Annotated in this window: 17 protein-coding genes; 10 read left to right on the top strand and 7 right to left on the bottom strand. The window is 54.5% G+C overall.

What is annotated here, in order from left to right:
- Positions 1–487: 487 nt before the first annotated feature.
- The 3 genes from aroP (at position 488) to EKN38_RS10030 (ending at position 4,380) form a co-directional block, all read left to right on the top strand.
- Complete coding sequence (gene aroP, locus EKN38_RS10040; protein WP_014830666.1) at positions 488–1,858, top strand: aromatic amino acid transporter AroP; 1,371 nt, start codon at positions 488–490, stop codon at positions 1,856–1,858.
- A 166-nt stretch (positions 1,859–2,024) separates the two neighbouring features.
- Positions 2,025–3,437: a glycoside-pentoside-hexuronide (GPH):cation symporter gene (locus tag EKN38_RS10035; RefSeq protein ID WP_014830665.1), complete on the top strand. Its 1,413-nt coding sequence runs from the start codon at positions 2,025–2,027 to the stop codon at positions 3,435–3,437.
- Complete coding sequence (locus EKN38_RS10030; protein WP_014830664.1) at positions 3,430–4,380, top strand: family 43 glycosylhydrolase; 951 nt, start codon at positions 3,430–3,432, stop codon at positions 4,378–4,380. Before EKN38_RS10035 ends, EKN38_RS10030 begins: the two co-directional genes overlap by 8 nt.
- A gap of 18 nt (positions 4,381–4,398) precedes the next feature.
- On the opposite strand, the gene ampE is transcribed toward EKN38_RS10030, so the two are convergent.
- Positions 4,399–5,253, bottom strand: a complete 855-nt coding sequence (gene ampE, locus EKN38_RS10025) for a beta-lactamase regulator AmpE (RefSeq protein ID WP_014830663.1) — start codon at positions 5,251–5,253, stop codon at positions 4,399–4,401.
- 9 nt (positions 5,254–5,262) lie between these two features.
- Positions 5,263–5,814, bottom strand: a complete 552-nt coding sequence (ampD, locus tag EKN38_RS10020; protein WP_014830662.1) for a 1,6-anhydro-N-acetylmuramyl-L-alanine amidase AmpD — start codon at positions 5,812–5,814, stop codon at positions 5,263–5,265.
- A gap of 87 nt (positions 5,815–5,901) precedes the next feature.
- Between ampD and nadC the strand changes: the two genes are divergently transcribed.
- From nadC to hofC, 4 genes are all read left to right on the top strand, one after another.
- Positions 5,902–6,795: a carboxylating nicotinate-nucleotide diphosphorylase gene (gene nadC / locus EKN38_RS10015; protein WP_014830661.1), complete on the top strand. Its 894-nt coding sequence runs from the start codon at positions 5,902–5,904 to the stop codon at positions 6,793–6,795.
- A 175-nt stretch (positions 6,796–6,970) separates the two neighbouring features.
- Positions 6,971–7,408, top strand: coding sequence for a prepilin peptidase-dependent pilin (gene ppdD / locus EKN38_RS10010; RefSeq protein ID WP_014830660.1), 438 nt, complete (start codon positions 6,971–6,973; stop codon positions 7,406–7,408).
- A gap of 12 nt (positions 7,409–7,420) precedes the next feature.
- Complete coding sequence (gene gspE, locus EKN38_RS10005) at positions 7,421–8,803, top strand: type II secretion system protein GspE (RefSeq protein WP_014830659.1); 1,383 nt, start codon at positions 7,421–7,423, stop codon at positions 8,801–8,803.
- Positions 8,793–9,977: a protein transport protein HofC gene (gene hofC, locus EKN38_RS10000; protein ID WP_014830658.1), complete on the top strand. Its 1,185-nt coding sequence runs from the start codon at positions 8,793–8,795 to the stop codon at positions 9,975–9,977. The genes gspE and hofC overlap by 11 nt, the downstream gene beginning before the upstream one ends.
- 32 nt (positions 9,978–10,009) lie before the next feature.
- Here hofC and EKN38_RS09995 read toward each other — a convergent pair whose 3' ends face one another.
- On the bottom strand, positions 10,010–11,053 hold the full coding sequence (locus EKN38_RS09995) for a GMP reductase (protein ID WP_014830657.1): 1,044 nt from the start codon (positions 11,051–11,053) through the stop codon (positions 10,010–10,012).
- 228 nt (positions 11,054–11,281) lie between these two features.
- Here EKN38_RS09995 and coaE point away from each other — a divergent pair, with 228 nt between their 5' ends.
- The 3 genes from coaE to yacG are packed head-to-tail and all read left to right on the top strand — an operon-like array spanning position 11,282 to position 12,849.
- On the top strand, positions 11,282–11,902 hold the full coding sequence (gene coaE, locus EKN38_RS09990; RefSeq protein WP_014830656.1) for a dephospho-CoA kinase: 621 nt from the start codon (positions 11,282–11,284) through the stop codon (positions 11,900–11,902).
- Positions 11,902–12,645 (top strand): cell division protein ZapD, encoded by a 744-nt coding sequence (gene zapD, locus EKN38_RS09985; protein ID WP_014830655.1) that lies wholly within the window; start codon positions 11,902–11,904, stop codon positions 12,643–12,645. The genes coaE and zapD overlap by 1 nt, the downstream gene beginning before the upstream one ends.
- A gap of 9 nt (positions 12,646–12,654) precedes the next feature.
- Complete coding sequence (yacG, locus tag EKN38_RS09980) at positions 12,655–12,849, top strand: DNA gyrase inhibitor YacG (protein WP_003856332.1); 195 nt, start codon at positions 12,655–12,657, stop codon at positions 12,847–12,849.
- A gap of 34 nt (positions 12,850–12,883) precedes the next feature.
- On the opposite strand, the gene mutT is transcribed toward yacG, so the two are convergent.
- The 4 genes from mutT to lpxC all read right to left on the bottom strand — a co-directional run bounded on the left by mutT (position 12,884) and on the right by lpxC (position 17,799).
- Complete coding sequence (gene mutT / locus EKN38_RS09975; RefSeq protein ID WP_014830654.1) at positions 12,884–13,276, bottom strand: 8-oxo-dGTP diphosphatase MutT; 393 nt, start codon at positions 13,274–13,276, stop codon at positions 12,884–12,886.
- A 56-nt stretch (positions 13,277–13,332) separates the two neighbouring features.
- On the bottom strand, positions 13,333–16,038 hold the full coding sequence (secA, locus tag EKN38_RS09970) for a preprotein translocase subunit SecA (RefSeq protein ID WP_013095581.1): 2,706 nt from the start codon (positions 16,036–16,038) through the stop codon (positions 13,333–13,335).
- 59 nt (positions 16,039–16,097) lie between these two features.
- Positions 16,098–16,601 (bottom strand): secA translation cis-regulator SecM, encoded by a 504-nt coding sequence (secM, locus tag EKN38_RS09965; protein WP_014830653.1) that lies wholly within the window; start codon positions 16,599–16,601, stop codon positions 16,098–16,100.
- Between the two features lie 280 nt (positions 16,602–16,881).
- Complete coding sequence (lpxC, locus tag EKN38_RS09960) at positions 16,882–17,799, bottom strand: UDP-3-O-acyl-N-acetylglucosamine deacetylase (protein ID WP_013095578.1); 918 nt, start codon at positions 17,797–17,799, stop codon at positions 16,882–16,884.
- Positions 17,800–17,867 lie beyond the last annotated feature (68 nt).

Below are 17,867 nucleotides of genomic sequence, written 5' to 3'. Positions count from 1 at the left end.
CAAGTTCGTATCGCTAAAGTAACAAAGTATTCACCTTCTGTCCATATTGGTTTTGATTGAAATCAGTAAACCCTGCACATTTTAACAACCTTACAGAAATAACGTTTCAGAAATGTAACTTTGCACAAATGAGTTGATTACTACTAAAGAGGGAGTTTTAACCTTAATGAAACGAGGGTTTTTGCAATCTGAAGCGATTCAACAAGGCAAATAATGAAAATTCGCCCACTTTTGAGGCATTTCTATTCTATAGGTTGGGGTAGTGAGAATTAACGGTGCGATTTACAAATGCTTTCTTTTTATTCAACTCGTCATCAGCCCTTCATAAAGCAGGTGCATTCACAGGCGCTTACCACTATTCTTGCGCTTACGGAAGACATCTCCGCTTTTTTCGGTCTCATTAACCGTAAAGAAATAAATACAGAAAACGGATATTCATAATTACACACGCACAGCGTGAACATAACAACCACACACGAGGTTTCAAATGGAAGCTCAACAGCACGGCGATCAGCTAAAGCGCGGCCTTAAAAACCGCCATATTCAGCTCATCGCACTGGGTGGTGCTATCGGCACTGGCCTGTTTCTGGGAAGCGCATCCGTCATTCAGTCGGCCGGCCCGGGCATTATTCTGGGTTACGCTATCGCAGGTTTCATCGCGTTTCTGATCATGCGCCAGCTCGGTGAGATGGTCGTTGAAGAGCCGGTTGCAGGCTCTTTCAGCCACTTTGCCTACAAATACTGGGGCAGTTTTGCCGGTTTCGCCTCAGGCTGGAACTACTGGGTACTTTACGTTCTGGTGGCCATGGCAGAACTGACTGCCGTGGGGAAATACATTCAGTTCTGGTATCCCGAGATCCCAACCTGGGCTTCTGCGGCGGCGTTCTTCGTCATTATCAACGCCATCAACCTGACTAACGTCAAAGTGTTCGGTGAGATGGAGTTCTGGTTTGCCATTATCAAAGTGATTGCCGTGGTGGCGATGATCATCTTTGGCGGCTGGCTGCTGTTCAGCGGCAACGGCGGTCCACAGGCCACAGTGCGTAACCTCTGGGAGCAAGGGGGATTCCTGCCTCACGGGATGACCGGCCTGGTGATGATGATGGCGATTATCATGTTCTCTTTCGGGGGGCTGGAGCTGGTGGGGATCACCGCCGCTGAAGCCGACAATCCGGAGCAGAGCATCCCAAAAGCCACTAACCAGGTTATCTACCGTATCCTGATTTTCTATGTGGGTTCGCTGGCCGTTCTGCTTTCGCTTCTGCCGTGGACGCGCGTCACGGCCGACACCAGCCCGTTCGTTCTGATCTTCCACGAACTGGGCGATACCTTTGTGGCGAATGCGCTTAATATCGTCGTGCTGACGGCAGCGCTTTCCGTATATAACAGCTGCGTATACTGCAACAGCCGTATGCTGTTCGGCCTGGCGCAGCAGGGTAACGCACCAAAAGCGCTGCTCAACGTCGATAAGCGCGGCGTGCCGGTCAATACCATCATTGTTTCGGCTATCGTGACGGCGCTTTGCGTGCTGATTAACTATATGGCACCTGAATCGGCGTTTGGTCTGCTGATGGCCCTGGTGGTCTCGGCCCTGGTGATTAACTGGGCAATGATCAGCCTGGCGCACATCAAGTTCCGCCGCGCGAAACAGCAGCAGGGCGTAACCACCCGCTTCCCTGCCCTGCTCTATCCGCTGGGCAACTGGGTTTGCCTGCTGTTTATGGCGGGTGTGCTGGTGATTATGCTGATCACCCCAGGCATGGCGATTTCCGTTTACCTGATCCCGGTCTGGATTGCGATCCTTGGCGTGGGTTATCTGGTTAAACAGAAAAACGGCAAAGCCGTAAAAGCACATTAATAGCCCTTCAGCTCAGCACTCGCTTCGCGGGTGCTGAGCGTTTGTTACCTTCCTCACAAATTCACCTCGTCAGCCGCTTTATCCATATCACCGCCCTGATACTGCAACGCATATATCGATTAGCCAGCAAATAATTCTCTCCATACCGTCACCCGGAGAGCAGTCAATGGATAACAATAAATTGTCAGTAAAAGAGAAGATCGGCTATGGGATGGGCGATGCAGGATGCAATATCATCTTCGGCGCCATCATGTTGTTTGTTAATTATTTTTATACCGACATTTTTGGTCTGGCACCTGCGCTGGTCGGCGTATTGCTGCTGTCTGTGCGCGTCATTGATGCCGTTACGGACCCCATCATGGGGGCCATCGCTGACCGTACCCGCAGTAAATATGGGCGGTTTCGTCCATGGCTTTTGTGGATTGCGTTCCCTTATGCGCTGTTCAGCATCCTGATGTTCACCACCCCTGAGTGGAGCTATAACAGCAAAGTTATCTATGCTTTTGTGACCTACTTCCTGCTCTCGTTAACCTATACGGCCATCAACATTCCTTACTGCTCGCTGGGCGGCGTGATTACCAACGATCCAAAAGAGCGCGTGGCCTGCCAGTCCTATCGCTTTGTCATGGTCGGTATTGCCACGCTTTTGCTGTCGCTCACGCTCCTGCCGATGGCCGACTGGTTTGGTGGCGATAACAAAGCCAAAGGTTATCAGATGGCGATGACCGTGCTGGCGCTGATTGGCACCTGTATGTTCCTGTTCTGCTTCTCCACCGTGCGTGAGCGTGTGCGTCCGGCGGTACAGACCCATGATGAGCTGAAAAACGATCTGAAGGACGTGTGGAAAAACGACCAGTGGGTACGCATTTTGCTGCTGACCCTCTGCAACGTCTGCCCGGGCTTTATCCGCATGGCGGCCACCATGTATTACGTCACCTGGGTGATGGGCCAGAGCACCCACTTTGCCACCCTGTTTATCAGCCTGGGTGTGGTGGGCATGATGTTCGGCAGTATGCTGGCGAAAGTGCTGACCGACCGCTGGTGTAAGCTGAAAGTGTTCTTCTGGACCAACATCGTGCTGGCGATTTTCTCCTGCGCGTTCTATTTCTTCGACCCGAAAGCCACCGTCACCATCGTGGTGCTCTACTTCCTGCTTAACATTCTTCACCAGATCCCATCTCCGCTACACTGGTCGCTAATGGCCGATGTGGACGACTATGGCGAGTGGAAAACCGGTAAACGCATCACCGGGATCAGCTTCTCGGGCAATATCTTCTTCCTCAAGCTGGGGCTGGCGATTGCTGGCGCGATGGTGGGCTTCCTGCTCTCCTGGTATGGCTACGACGCCGGCGCGAAAGCACAAAGCGCGGATGCTATTAACGGGATCGTCCTGCTGTTTACGGTGATCCCGGGCGTGGGGTATTTGATCACTGCCGGCGTAGTGCGACTGCTGAAAGTGGATCGGGAAACCATGAAACAGATCCAGCTCGACCTGGAGAAACGCCGCGCCAACTACAGCGAACTGAACGCCTGGCAGGAAACGAGAGTCGAAACAAAAGAAGGAACGCCGCATGCATAACTGGCCTAACCCGTTTATTGAACAACGCGCCGACCCATACATTCTGCGTCATGAAGGGCAATACTATTTTATCGCCTCCGTGCCGCAATACGACAGGCTGGCGATCCGCCGGGCAGCGTCGCTGGAAGGGCTGCGCAGTGCCGACGAGGTGGTCGTATGGCGCAAACCGCAGACCGGCCCAATGAGCCAGCTTATCTGGGCGCCGGAACTGCATCATATCGACGGCAAGTGGTACATCTATTTTGCCGCCGCGCACACCCAGGCGCTGGACGGTCTGGGCATGTTCCAGCACCGCATGTTTGTGCTGGAGTGTGCCGACCGCGACCCGCTAACCGGCACGTGGACTGAAAAAGGCCAGGTAAAAACGCCGTTCGACACCTTTGCGCTGGATGCCACCACGTTCGTGCATCAGGGGAAACGCTGGTATCTGTGGGCGCAAAAAGCCCCGGATATCTCCGGAAACTCCAACCTTTATTTATGTGAAATGGAGAACCCGTGGACGCTGAAAGGCGAGCCGGTGATGCTCAGTAAACCGGAATATGACTGGGAGTGCCGGGGCTTTTGGGTCAACGAAGGTCCGGCGGTGTTGTTCCACGGCGACAGGCTGTTTATCAGCTATTCCGCCAGCGCGACCGACGAGAACTACTGCATGGGGCTGCTGTGGACAGAGATCAATGCCGATCCGCAAAACCCAGCGAACTGGCACAAAGCCTCACGTCCGGTCTTCGTCACCAGCTACGAAAACCGCCAGTATGGGCCAGGCCATAACAGCTTTACACAAACGCCGGAAGGAGAAGATGTGCTGGTGTATCACGCGCGAAATTACACCGAAATTGAAGGCGATCCGCTTTATGACCCCAATCGTCATACCCGCCTGAAGCTCGTCCGCTGGCACGAAAACGGGATGCCTGATTTTGGCATCCCGCCTGCTGATACACCGTAACCGCTACGGCGCGCGGGTTCAGACCAGCGTGCCGTAAATGGTCAGCAACGCCACAACAACGACCACCACAAACGACGTTTTCTTCGCCATCGAGACCGCCGCTTTCGGCGTTTCTATCTTGTCGGTATGCGGCTCACGCGCCAGGGAGAACTGTGCCAGGCGTGTGAGCACCTGATACTGCGAGGTATGACGGTCGCCAAGCGACGCGAACCACGCCGGGAGCGCTTTTTCGCCGTGCCCAATAAGCGCGTAGACCACGCCCACCAGACGAACCGGAAGCCAGTCGAGCACATGCAGAATGGCATCAATGCCAGAGAGCAAACGTTCATGCGGGGTGAGATAGCGGGCAAGCCAGGTCTGCCAGGCGCGCAGGAACGCATATCCCATCAGCAGTACCGGCCCCCACGGGCCCCCCACCACAAACCAGAACAGCGGCGCCAGGTAGTAGCGGAAGTTAATCCACAGCAGCGCGTTTTGCAGTTCACGCAGGAACTCGCGTTCATCACAATCCGGCGGCACGCCGTGGATCATCGTCAGCTCGCTGGCCATGGCGCTACGTGCATGCGCATCATCCCGGGAAGCGGCTTTCAGATAAGCGTGATAGTGCATACGCACCTTGCCGGCGCCAATGCACAACACGCCGAGCAGGATCCACACCACCAGCAACGGCACGTTGAAAAAGAGGCCGTATAGTGAGCGCAGCAGCAAGAACGTAATCACCATCACGCCCGCGGTCATCAGCAGCGTACGCAGCATGGAAAAATGGTTAATCCGGCGGAAAAGCACCTCCAGCCGGTGATCCAGATGCCAGTGCTCACCGAGTTTGAACAAGCGTTCTGCGATGATAACCAGCAGCATGGTAAACAACGTCATGTTATCTCCTTATTCTGACGACGCGGTAAGCATGGCGCGAAACCGGGGCCAGTCAAATGCAGGGCCAGGATCGGTTTTTCTCGCCGGGGCGATATCACAGTGTCCTGTCATGTTCTCTGCAATCTCAGGGTAAAGCCCGATCAGCGTTTGGGTGACATCCACCAACCGTTGGTACTGTGCATCGGTATAAGGGGTGGTGTCAGTGCCTTCCAGTTCAATCCCAATGGAAAAATCATTGCAACGCTCGCGCCCCTGATACATCGAGACACCCGCATGCCAGGCGCGCTTATCAAAAGGAACATACTGAACCACTTCGCCATCGCGACGGATCAGGCAGTGCGCCGATACGCGCAGATGCGCAATCTCAGCAAAGAAAGGATGGGCATCGGGATCTATCGTTCCCGTGAATAACGCATCGATCCACGGACCGCCAAACTCACCCGGCGGGAGACTAATGTTATGAACCACCAGCAGTGTGGGCTTTTCATCCTCCGGGCGGCCATCGTGGTGCGGCGAGGGTACACGCCGCGCATCCACCAGCCATCCGTCTTCTAACAACATGCTGGAACTCCTTATGTATGGTGCTGTTACTCGGTTCAGAGTAGCATGTTTCAATATTATGATTCGTTACCAATTTGGAGTTTTATCATGCCGCCTCGCCGCTACAACCCCGACCACCGACGTGAAGCGCTTCTGGAACGTATTAATATGGATATTCCGGCAAGCGTTGCCCATGCTTTGAAAGAAGATCTGGGCGGTGACGTCAGCGCGGACAACGATATTACCGCACAATTATTGCCGAAAGAGACGCGCTCACACGCCGTGATCATCACCCGTGAAGATGGCGTGTTTTGCGGCAAGCGCTGGGTTGAAGAGGTCTTTACCCAACTGGCTGGCGATGATGTGCAAATCACCTGGCATGTTGAAGACGGTGACGCGATTACCGCAAACCAGCCGCTGTTTGAGCTTGAAGGCCCGTCACGCGTGTTGCTGACTGGCGAACGTACCGCCCTTAACTTCGTGCAGACCTTGTCTGGTGTGGCAAGCGAAGTGCGTCGTTACGTTAACCTGCTGGCCGGCACCCGCACGCAGCTGCTGGACACCCGTAAAACGCTGCCGGGTCTGCGCACGGCATTAAAGTACGCGGTGCTTTGTGGCGGGGGAGCCAACCACCGTCTGGGGTTGTCCGACGCCTTCCTGATTAAAGAGAACCACATTATTGCCTCTGGCTCCGTGCGTCAGGCGGTGGAGAAAGCCTTCTGGCTGCACCCGGATGTGCCGGTTGAAGTGGAAGTTGAAAACCTCGATGAGCTGGAGCAGGCCATCAAGGCCGGTGCCGATATCATCATGCTCGATAACTTTGAAACAGCGCAGATGCGTGAGGCGGTGAAGCTCACCAACGGGCAGGCACAGCTGGAGGTGTCCGGCAACGTGACGTTCGAGACCATCCGCGAATTCGCCGAGACTGGAGTGGATTACATCTCCGTCGGCGCGCTGACCAAACACGTACACGCCCTCGACCTCTCCATGCGCTTCAAATAACGTCTATTCCCCTCTCACCCGGAGAGGGGAAATTTCAGCCTCACTCGCAAATTCACTGCTCTTCTTTGCAAGCCTGCGAGAAATCCCTGAAAGCCGCTTCACGTTCCTTTTTTTGTCCCTCGTCTGCTTTTTTTGCCTCTGTCAGAGTTGTGCCACTTAACTCTGAGGAGCAGATATGGACAGACAACAAGGCTTTACGCTCATTGAGCTGATGGTCGTGATCGGCATTATTGCCATTTTGAGCGCCATCGGCATTCCCGCCTACCAGAACTACCTGCGAAAAGCGGCCCTGACCGACATGCTGCAAACGTTCGTGCCCTATCGTACGGCCATTGAGCTTTGTGCGCTGGAACATGGCGGCGTAACGAGCTGTGACGGCGGCAGTAACGGTATCCCTTCCCCCACGACAACACGGTATGTCTCTGGAATGAGCGTGACGCAGGGCGTCGTGTCGTTAACGGGCCAGGAGAGTCTTAACGGGCTAGAGGTGGTGGTGACGCCGCAATGGAGCAGTGGCAACGGTATGACGGGCTGGAACCGTAGCTGCGATATCAGTAACGACGGCGCGCTCAAACAAGCCTGTGAAGACGTTTTCCGCTTCGACAGTCACTGACAGGAGTGAATAATGAATTCAGATCAACTCATCGCCCTGTGCCAGCGCCACCATGCCCTGCTGCTCGCCAGCGACACCGACATGATCAGCATCGCCGTCGTGGGAAATCCCGGCGCTGAACTGATGGAAGCGCTGCGTTTCGCCACGCAAAAACGTATTGATATTGAATGCTGGACAGCGGAGCGCATGGAAAAACACCGGCAGTTAACCGCGCAATCACACCTCCCGGTTGTTTTAACGCCGCACAACACGGTGGATATTCTCAACCACACCCTGCAGCAGGCGATAAACCAGCGCGCATCTGACATTCATATCGAACCGATGGGGGATATCTGTCAGGTCCGCTTGCGTGTTGACGGTGTGCTTTGCCCGCTGCCCCCGCTTTCTGCAGCGGTGGCAAATACCCTCACCGCGCGCTTAAAAGTGCTGGGCCAACTGGATATTGCGGAGCGCCGTTTACCGCAGGATGGTCAATTTACAATTGAACTGGCAAGCGAGCCGGTCTCTTTTCGCATCGCCACGCTTCCCTGCAGCGGCGGAGAGAAAATTGTGCTGCGCCTGCTGCATCAGGTTCATCAGGCGCTGGAACCCGAAAAACTGGGAATGAGCCCAGAGCAACTGGCCCGCTTTAATGAGATCCTCCGTCAACCGCAGGGGCTGATTTTAGTCACGGGCCCCACCGGTAGCGGAAAAACGGTGACGCTCTATAGCGCCTTGCAGGCGCGTAATACCCCTGACGTCAACATCTGCAGCGTGGAAGATCCGATTGAGATCCCGCTGGCGGGGCTGAACCAAACGCAGATCAATCCCCGTGCGGGGTTAACCTTTCAGAGCGTTCTGCGGGCGCTCCTGCGCCAGGATCCGGACATCATTATGGTAGGCGAGATCCGCGATGGTGAAACGGCAGAAATTGCCATTAACGCCGCGCAGACCGGGCATCTGGTGCTGTCGACGCTGCACACCAACTCCACGACGGAAACCTTAATTCGCCTGCAGCAGATGGGGGTCGCACGCTGGATGATCTCCTCTGCACTTTCGCTGGTGATTGCCCAGCGGCTGGTGCGTCGTCTGTGCCCTCACTGTCGGCAGGAAGCCGACAGCCGCGCAGAATTACCGCGCACCGTATGGCCCCGACAGCTTCCTCGCTGGCAACCTGGCGGCTGCGATCGCTGCTATCACGGCTTTTATGGTCGCGTCGCCATTTTTGAAGTCCTCGCCATTGACACCACGCTCCGGCAGGCCATCGCCAGTGGTGCCTCGATAGAGGTCATCAAAGCCAGCGCCCGTCAGGCGGGAATGACATCGTTATTTGAGCAGGGTTGTCTGGCCGTTGAGCAAGGGCTGACCACGCTGGAAGAGTTGCTGCGCGTGCTGGGAATGCCTAATGAGTGTTAATCATCTCTGGCGCTGGCTGGCGCTGTCCAGTGAAGGCGAATCTCTGTGTGGGGTACTGTGGGCGCCAGATCGCGAAACGGCCTTCGTCAGGCTGATGCGTAAAGAGTTACACCCACTTTCGCTCACCCGATGCTCGCTGACGCACCGCTGGCGACCCCATCATTGCTATGAGATGTTTCGCCAGCTTGCCACACTGTTGCAGGCTGGCCTGACGTTATCGCAAAGTCTGCAAATGCTGGCCGATCAACACCCTGTCAAACACTGGCAGGCGCTGCTGGAAAACATGAATGATGATCTGAGCGAGGGATGTGCCTTTTCAGAGGCGCTGAAGCGATGGCCTGCGGTATTTAGCCCGCTGTATGTCTCGATGGTAAAAACAGGGGAGCTAACGGGGAAACTGGAAACGTGCTGCCGCCAGCTCGCTCAGCAGCAAAAATCCCAGCAGCAACTCGCAGCGAAAGTGAAGAAGGCGTTGCGCTATCCGATGATCATCCTGACGCTGGCCGCAGTCGTTGTACTGGCCATGGTTACCCTGGTCTTGCCGGAATTCGCGGCTATCTACAAGACATTTAACACGCCCCTGCCAGGGCTGACACAGATGGTTATGGGCCTGTCGGAATTTATGCAGACATACGCCCTTGCCCTGTTCGTGCTGTTGCTTATTCCTGCGGTTGCTGCCTACACGCTACGACAGGATCCGCGCTGGCAGCGCATCCTGATGCATATTCCCGTGACGGGAAGGCTGGCGAGAGGGCAAAAACTGGGGCAGATCTTTACCGTACTGTCACTCACGCAGCAGGCAGGCATCCCCTTTTTACAGGGATTACAGAGCGCGGAAGAGACCGTTGATAGCCGCTACTGGCAAGACATACTGCGCAGCGTTCGTGAGGACATTGAAAAAGGCATTACCGTCTGGTCGTCATTTCAGAAAGCGGCGGTCTTTACCCCGCTGTGCATTCAACTCATCCGAACCGGAGAGGTCTCAGGGGCACTCGACATTATGCTGGAAAACCTTGCTCGCCATCATACGGAGCAAACTTTTCAGCTGGCAGATAATCTGGCAGCCCTTCTGGAGCCGGCGCTACTGATTGTAACAGGGGTGATTATCGGTACGCTGGTTGTGGCGATGTATCTGCCCATTTTCCATCTCGGGGATGCAATGAGCGCGGGATAACGCTGGCGTACGGACATACGCCAGCGGAAACATTACAGGCTATTGAATACGCGGTTTTCCTGTTCCTGAACGCGGATAAACGTCGTGCGTTTTGTCAGCTCTTTCAGACGGGATGCCCCAACGTAGGTGCATGCGGAACGCAGGCCACCCAGGATGTCACGAGCCGTGTTTTCAACCGGGCCACGCAGGGGCAGCTTCACGGTTTTGCCTTCGGCGGCACGGTATTTTGCCACGCCGCCCACGTGACGGGTCATTGCCGATTCAGAGCTCATGCCGTAGAACAGCATGAACTTCTCGCCGTTCTCTTCAACCACGGTACCGCCGCTCTCTTCATGGCCCGCCAGCATACCGCCGAGCATCACGAAGTCCGCGCCGCCGCCAAAGGCTTTCGCGACATCACCCGGCATGGTGCAACCGCCGTCGCTGATGATCTGGCCGCCCAGACCATGCGCAGCATCTGCACACTCAATGACCGCGGAAAGTTGAGGATAACCCACGCCGGTCTTCACACGCGTGGTACACACGGAACCCGGACCAATCCCGACTTTCACGATATCAGCACCGGAAAGGATCAGCTCTTCACACATTTCCCCCGTCACCACGTTGCCCGCAATGATGGTTTTGGTGGGCCAGGCCTCACGTGCCTTGCTGACAAACTGCACGAAGTGCTCGGAGTAACCATTTGCCACATCAATACAGACAAAATTGAGCGCCGGGTTAGCGTTGAGAATCTGTTTGGTCTTCTCGAAATCGGCATCGGAGGTACCGGTGGAAACCATGACATGCTTCACCACATCATCGGATGCAGAGGTGATAAAGGCATTCCACTCTTCCGGGGTGTAGTGCTTATGCACAGCGGTGAGGATATCGAATTTCGCCAGCGCGGTTGCCATCTCGAAGGTTCCCACCGTATCCATATTGGCTGCGATAATCGGCACGCCAGACCAGGTCTGACCGGAATGTTTAAAGGTGAATTGACGTTCGAGTTCAACGTCTGAGCGACTTTTCAGTGTAGAGCGTTTAGGGCGGATAAGAACGTCTTTGAAACCTAACTTCAGATCTTCTTCGATACGCATGTGCGGATTCCTGGGGTTAGAGGCAAATATGTTAAAAGCACAACTCCAGTGACGTTATCATACGCACTAATACCTGCTCCGCAAGACTGCGAAATTCTCTTTTTTTACGCTACAATCCTATAAATTTACCTGGTAAAAAGCCGGTAAAGAGAGCCAAACAGTGGCTGGCGCACGTTTGAATTTTAACCAACTGATTTTAATAATGAATAATTCCCAGGATTTGATTTAATGGGGTATATCGTCGCATTAACCGGCGGCATCGGTAGCGGGAAAAGTACCGTTGCGGACGCATTTTCTCGTCTGGGTATCACCATAATCGATGCCGATATTATTGCCCGTCAGGTGGTAGAGCCAGATACACCCGCATTAAACGCCATTAAGGCACATTTTGGTCAGGCAATTATCAATGCGGATGGCACGCTAAACCGTCGTAAGCTTCGCGAATGCATTTTTTCTGATTCTTCAGAAAAGGCCTGGCTTAATGCTCTGCTCCACCCCATTATCCACCAGGAAACCCAGCGTCAGATTGCCGCAGCCCGCTCACCGTATGTTCTGTGGGTGGTTCCGCTGCTGGTAGAGAATCAACTGCACAATAAAGCGGACCGGGTACTGGTCATTGATGTCTCACCCGAAACGCAAATCCAGCGCACCGTGGCGCGCGACCATGTCTCGCGCGAACAGGCTGAACAAATTCTTGCCGCTCAGGCCACGCGCGCTCAGCGCCTTGCCGTTGCGGATGATGTTATTGATAATAACGGCGCACCAGATGCCATTGCATCGGATGTTGCCCGCCTGCACGCGCAGTATCTGACGTATGCCGCGCAGGCCGTTGCACAGGAAAAACCATAATGTCGACCCACATCCTTTTTGAGCATCCGCTCAACGAAAAAATGCGTACCTGGCTGCGTATCGAATTTCTGATTCAACAACTCTCACAACATTTGCCCATCAACGATCACGCGGCGGCGCTGCACTTCTTCCGCAATGTGGGCGATCTTCTGGATGTGATTGAGCGGGGCGACGTCCGCACAGAGCTCCTGAAAGAGCTGGAGCGCCAGCAGCGTAAATTACAGGCCTGGGCCGAAGTCCCGGGCGTTGACCAGAGCCGCATTGATTCACTCCGTCAGCAGCTTAAAAACAGCAGCAGTACGCTGATGGCCGCTCCCCGCGTCGGGCAGTTTTTGCGCGAAGACCGCTTAATCGGGCTGGTGCGCCAGCGCCTGAGTATCCCGGGCGGCTGCTGCAGCTTTGACCTGCCGACACTGCATATGTGGTTGCATATGCCGCAGGTCCAGCGTGATGCACAGGTGAAAAGCTGGCTGGACAGCCTGGAGCCGATGCATCAGACGTTATCCCTGATCCTCGATCTCATCCGTAACTCGGCGCCATTCCGCAAGCAAACCAGCCTGAACGGTTTCTATCAGGACAACGGTGATGATGCGGATCTGCTGCGTCTGAACCTCTCTCTGGGTGAACAGCTTTACCCGCAAATCTCCGGGCATAAGAGTCGTTTTGCGATTCGCTTTATGCCGCTGGATAGTGAAAATGGCACCGTGCCGGAACGCCTCGATTTTGAACTGGCCTGTTGTTAAGGAGTGCCTATGTCTGATGTCACCACCGTAAACTGCCCAACTTGTGGCAAAACTGTTGTCTGGGGAGAGGTAAGTCCGTTTCGCCCATTCTGCTGTAAGCGCTGTCAGTTAATTGACCTGGGCGAATGGGCGGCGGAGGAGAAACGCATTCCAAGTGAAGGCGATCTTTCGGATAGCGATGACTGGAGCGAGAACCAGCAGTAAAGTTCAAAGCCTGCTGGCGCTTCGCTTAGCAGGCCTACTGGTTGCCCGTTAGACGGGATATGACGGGCGCATTTGCCGGAGGAAATTTTTCGGCATCACTCGCGTGAAGCGAAACCCAGCCACCCGGTTGCCCCTCTTTCCCCCAGGGTTCCCCCTCCCAGCTTTCCACAAGCCAGAACCACAGCGTGATGTGACGATCCGGAAACTGGTATTCCAGCTTATCAAACAGCGTTGCGCCAATCGGAGTAATGCCGACCTCTTCCTGCAGCTCACGTACCAGCGCCTGCTCTGGCGTTTCACCGGACTCGATTTTCCCGCCGGGAAACTCCCACTTGTTTGCCATGTGGGCGTCAGCGGCGCGTTGCGTAATAAAGATTTGGTTTTGCGGGTTGCGAATAATCCCGACGGCAATTTGCAGTATTTTCATATTGTCACTTCCATAAAAAAGGCGCAGAAATCTGCGCCTTTTCGTTTTTTATGAACTTAGCTCAGACGGCCGTGGCACGCCTTATATTTTTTACCGGAACCGCATGGGCACGGATCGTTACGCCCCACTTTGCGATCGCCGGTCTGCGCGGCAATCGCCGCTGCGGCTTCGCTATCGTCAGTCTGGTGGCTGAGCTGCTGCATCTGTGCCAGACGCTCAGCTTCCTCACGACGCTGCTGCTCCATCGCTTCCACTTCTTCCGGCATACGCACCTGCACTTTGCTCAGGGTGCTGATAACTTCATATTTCAGCGATTCCAGCATGGAGGCAAACATAGAGAAGGATTCGCGCTTGTACTCCTGCTTAGGATCTTTCTGCGCATAGCCACGCAGGTGGATCCCCTGACGCAGGTAGTCCATCGCCGCCAGGTGCTCTTTCCACAGTGAGTCCAGCGTCTGCAGCATCACTCCTTTTTCGAAGTGACGCATCATCTCAGCGCCCACAACCTCTTCCTTACGCTTATATACCTCCAGCGCGGTTTCGTAGATACGTTCGCGCAGGGTCTCTTCGTGCAGCTCAGGCTCTTTATCCAGCCACTCTTTGATTGGCAGGTCGAGGTCGAAGTCGTTTTTCAGGCGCTCCTGAAGGCCTTCGATATCCCACATCTCTTCCAGAGACTGAGGCGGAATGTGCGCATCGATAGTCGCTTTGAACACATCTTCACGAATGCTGTTGATGGTTTCGCTCACGTCGGATACGTCCAGCAGTTCGTTACGCTGGGTATAGATAGCACGACGCTGATCGTTGGCGACGTCGTCATATTCCAGCAGCTGCTTACGAATATCGAAGTTGCGGCTTTCCACTTTACGCTGCGCGTTGGCAATCGCTTTGGTCACCCATGGGTGCTCAATGGCTTCACCAGGTTTCATCCCCAGCTTACGCATCATGCCGGAAACACGGTCAGAGGCGAAGATACGCATCAGGGCATCTTCCATCGACAGATAGAAGCGGGAAGAACCGGCATCACCCTGACGACCTGCACGACCACGCAGCTGGTTATCGATGCGACGTGATTCGTGACGCTCAGTACCAATGATGTGCAGACCACCAGATGCCAGAACCGCGTCATGACGCACCTGCCAGTCGGCTTTGATCTGCGCAATCTGCTCCGGCGTTGGGTTTTCCAGCTCAGCCACTTCGGCCTGCCAGCTACCGCCCAGCATAATATCGGTACCACGACCCGCCATGTTGGTGGCGATGGTCACAGCCGCCGGATACCCCGCCTGCGCAACGATATCTGCTTCTTTGGCGTGGAATTTGGCATTCAATACGTTGTGCTTGATACCCGCTTTGGTCAGCTCATTAGACACCACCTCGGATTTCTCGATGGAGATGGTCCCCACCAACACCGGCTGGCCTTTAGCAGTACGTTCGCGAATATCTTCGATGATTGCCTGAATTTTTTCCGCTTCGGTCATGTAGACCAGGTCCGGCATGTCCTTACGGATCATTGGACGGTTGGTTGGAACGACAACGGTATCCAGTTTGTAGATGGAGCTGAATTCAAACGCTTCGGTATCTGCTGTACCGGTCATCCCTGCCAGCTTCTCGTACAGGCGGAAGTAGTTCTGGAAGGTGATTGACGCCAGCGTCTGGTTTTCGTTTTGAATATCCACGCCTTCTTTGGCTTCAACGGCCTGGTGCAGACCGTCAGACCAGCGACGACCCTGCATGGTACGGCCGGTGTGCTCATCAACGATGATGACTTCGCCGTCTTTGACGATGTAGTCGACGTCACGAGTGAACAGCGCATGAGCGCGCAGTGCGGCAGTCACGTGGTGCATCAGCATGATGTTGCTCGGGGAGTAGAGAGACTCGCCCTCTTCCATGATGCCTTCAGCCACTAACAGCTCTTCAATTTTAACCAGACCGCGTTCGGTCAGGTTCACCTGGCGCGCTTTTTCATCGACGGAGAAGTGGCCTTCGCCCTGGAAGGTATCGGAGTCTTCTTTCTCCTGACGTAGCAGGTGCGGAATGATTTTGTCGACTTTACGGTACATATCAGAGCTGTCTTCGGCCGGGCCGGAGATGATCAGCGGGGTACGCGCTTCATCGATCAGAATGGAGTCCACCTCATCCACCAGCGCATAGTGCAGTTTACGCTGCACGCGTTCTTCAGGGCTGAACGCCATGTTGTCACGCAGGTAGTCGAAGCCATATTCGTTGTTGGTACCGTAGGTGATATCGGCGTTATACGCTTCACGCTTGGCGGGCGCAGGAAGGCCGGACATGTTGATGCCGACGGTCATCCCCAGGAATTCGAACAATGGACGGTTATTTTCGGCGTCACGCTGTGCCAGATAGTCGTTGACGGTCACGACGTGCACGCCTTTACCGGTCAGTGCGTTCAGGTACGCAGGCAGCGTTGCAGTCAGGGTTTTACCTTCACCGGTACGCATTTCCGCGATGCAGCGCTCATTAAGCACCATACCGCCCAGCAGCTGCACGTCGAAGTGACGCATACCGAATACACGTTTACTCGCTTCACGCACAACCGCGAAGGCTTCCGGGATCAGGCTTTCTAAGGTTTCGCCTTTTTCCAGGCGTGCGCGGAATTCTGCGGTTTTCGCTTTCAGTTCGTCATCAGACAGCTTCTCCATCGCCGGTTCCATACCGTTGATGACAGCGACAGCTTTGCGCATACGGCGCAGGGTACGATCGTTACGACTACCAAAAACTTTGGTTAATAATTTGATTAGCATAATAAATTCTCAAACGCCCCATACTGGGCAGATAAATTAAGGTATTGAAAAAGGTTAATTTAACTGAGGCGTTGTGGCCCGGCGCGGATACCGTGAACCTGGCTTATCCACGTCGAGACAGAGAAAGTGGCGGGTGAAACCACGGCGGATTGTGCTGTCTGCTGAACGGTAACAGCAGGCTGGCTGTCCTGAGTCAACAGCGCGTTGAGCGTATCCAGCAGCGCAAGGTGTTGCGCCTGCACCGGTAGCGTCTCTTCAGCAACCGGTATGGCCTGCGGAGCCATTGCAAATGACAGATGGCGGATAACCGTGCGGATGGCGTGCTGCTGCCAGTAATCTACCGAAAAGTTAGGACGGCGGCTGGCTTCAAGCCACGCAAGATTGGTGAAATTAACGCGCGCGGTGAGATCGTGTTTGGTGGCTGACGTCTTTGCCGGTGTGGCAGCTTCAGCGCTGTTGCTGAGCGCAGGTAAGCCGAAACTCGCCGCGACCATCCCTAATAAGAGATGCGGCCAGAAGTAACGTCTGCCAAATTGTCGCCAGCGCGTCAGAATTCCGCTCACTTGCTCCACCACATAAGCCCGTCTTAAACAGGCTGATTTCAGTTATTCTTTTAAGCGCCCAGATATTACCACTAAAGCCAATACACAGCAGCAGGAATGACGTACTGCAGCGGGGAAAAACGGTCAAGAATGCAGCTAACGCACAGATTTTCTACGCCTGCCAAGCGAAAGGAGAAGCTGGGGGCAAATCTTAGAAGGGTACAAATAAAAACGACTGGTCTTCCTGGTCGGAGAGAGTACCAGGTTAACCAGTCGATTTTTTACGAAACGGCTTGAACCGTTACGCCAGAACCAGGCCAGGCGCTTTGAAGGCCAGTGGCAGTTCAGCTTCGTCTTCGAAGGTCACATACTCCCAGGCTTCCTGTTTTGCCAGGACGGCCTGCAAGAGTTTGTTATTCAGTGCATGACCGGATTTGAACGCGGTAAAGGCACCGATAATGTTGTGACCACACATGAACAGGTCGCCAATTGCATCAAGCATTTTGTGGCGAACGAATTCATCTTCGAAACGCAGACCGTCTTCGTTCAGTACGCGATAATCGTCAACAACGATGGCACAATCGAAGCTGCCGCCCAGGCACAGGCCGCGGGACTGCAGATATTCGATATCACGCATGAAGCCGAAAGTACGAGCACGGCTGATCTGGCGCATAAACGCATCAGCAGAGAAGTTCATCGCATAGCGTTGGGTGCTGGCATCAATCGCCGGATGGTTAAAATCGATGGTGAAGTCCAACGAGAAACCATTGTACGGTTTGAATTCAGCCCACTTGTCGCCATCTTCGACGCGAACGGTCTCTTTGATGCGAACAAATTTCTTCGCGCAGTTCAGTTCTTCGATGCCGGCATCCAGCAACAGATAAACGAACGGAGCAGCACTACCATCCATGATCGGGATTTCTGGCGCATCGACTTCAACAATAATGTTGTCGATACCCAGACCCGCCAGGGCGGCGTTCAGGTGCTCTACGGTAGAAATCCGCACGTCATGCTCGTTCACCAGACAAGTACAGAGCATAGTATCACGCACAGATTTGGCATCGGCCGGAAAATCTACCGGTGGATTCAAGTCGGTGCGACGATAGATGACCCCGGTATTGGCCGGCGCAGGGCGTAACGTCAGGGTGACTTTCTTGCCGGTATGTAAACCGACACCCGTCGCCTGAACGATACGTTTAAGTGTCCTTTGTTTGATCATCGTATAATCTCGCCAAATTAACTATCCAACCGAGAGTGTATATCACTAACGGTGGGCCAGTTTAGCAC

This window comes from Enterobacter sp. WCHEn045836 (genome assembly GCF_003965585.1).
Taxonomy (GTDB): Bacteria; Pseudomonadota; Gammaproteobacteria; order Enterobacterales; family Enterobacteriaceae; genus Enterobacter; species Enterobacter dissolvens.
This window is presented reverse-complemented; position numbering and strand designations above follow the sequence as displayed.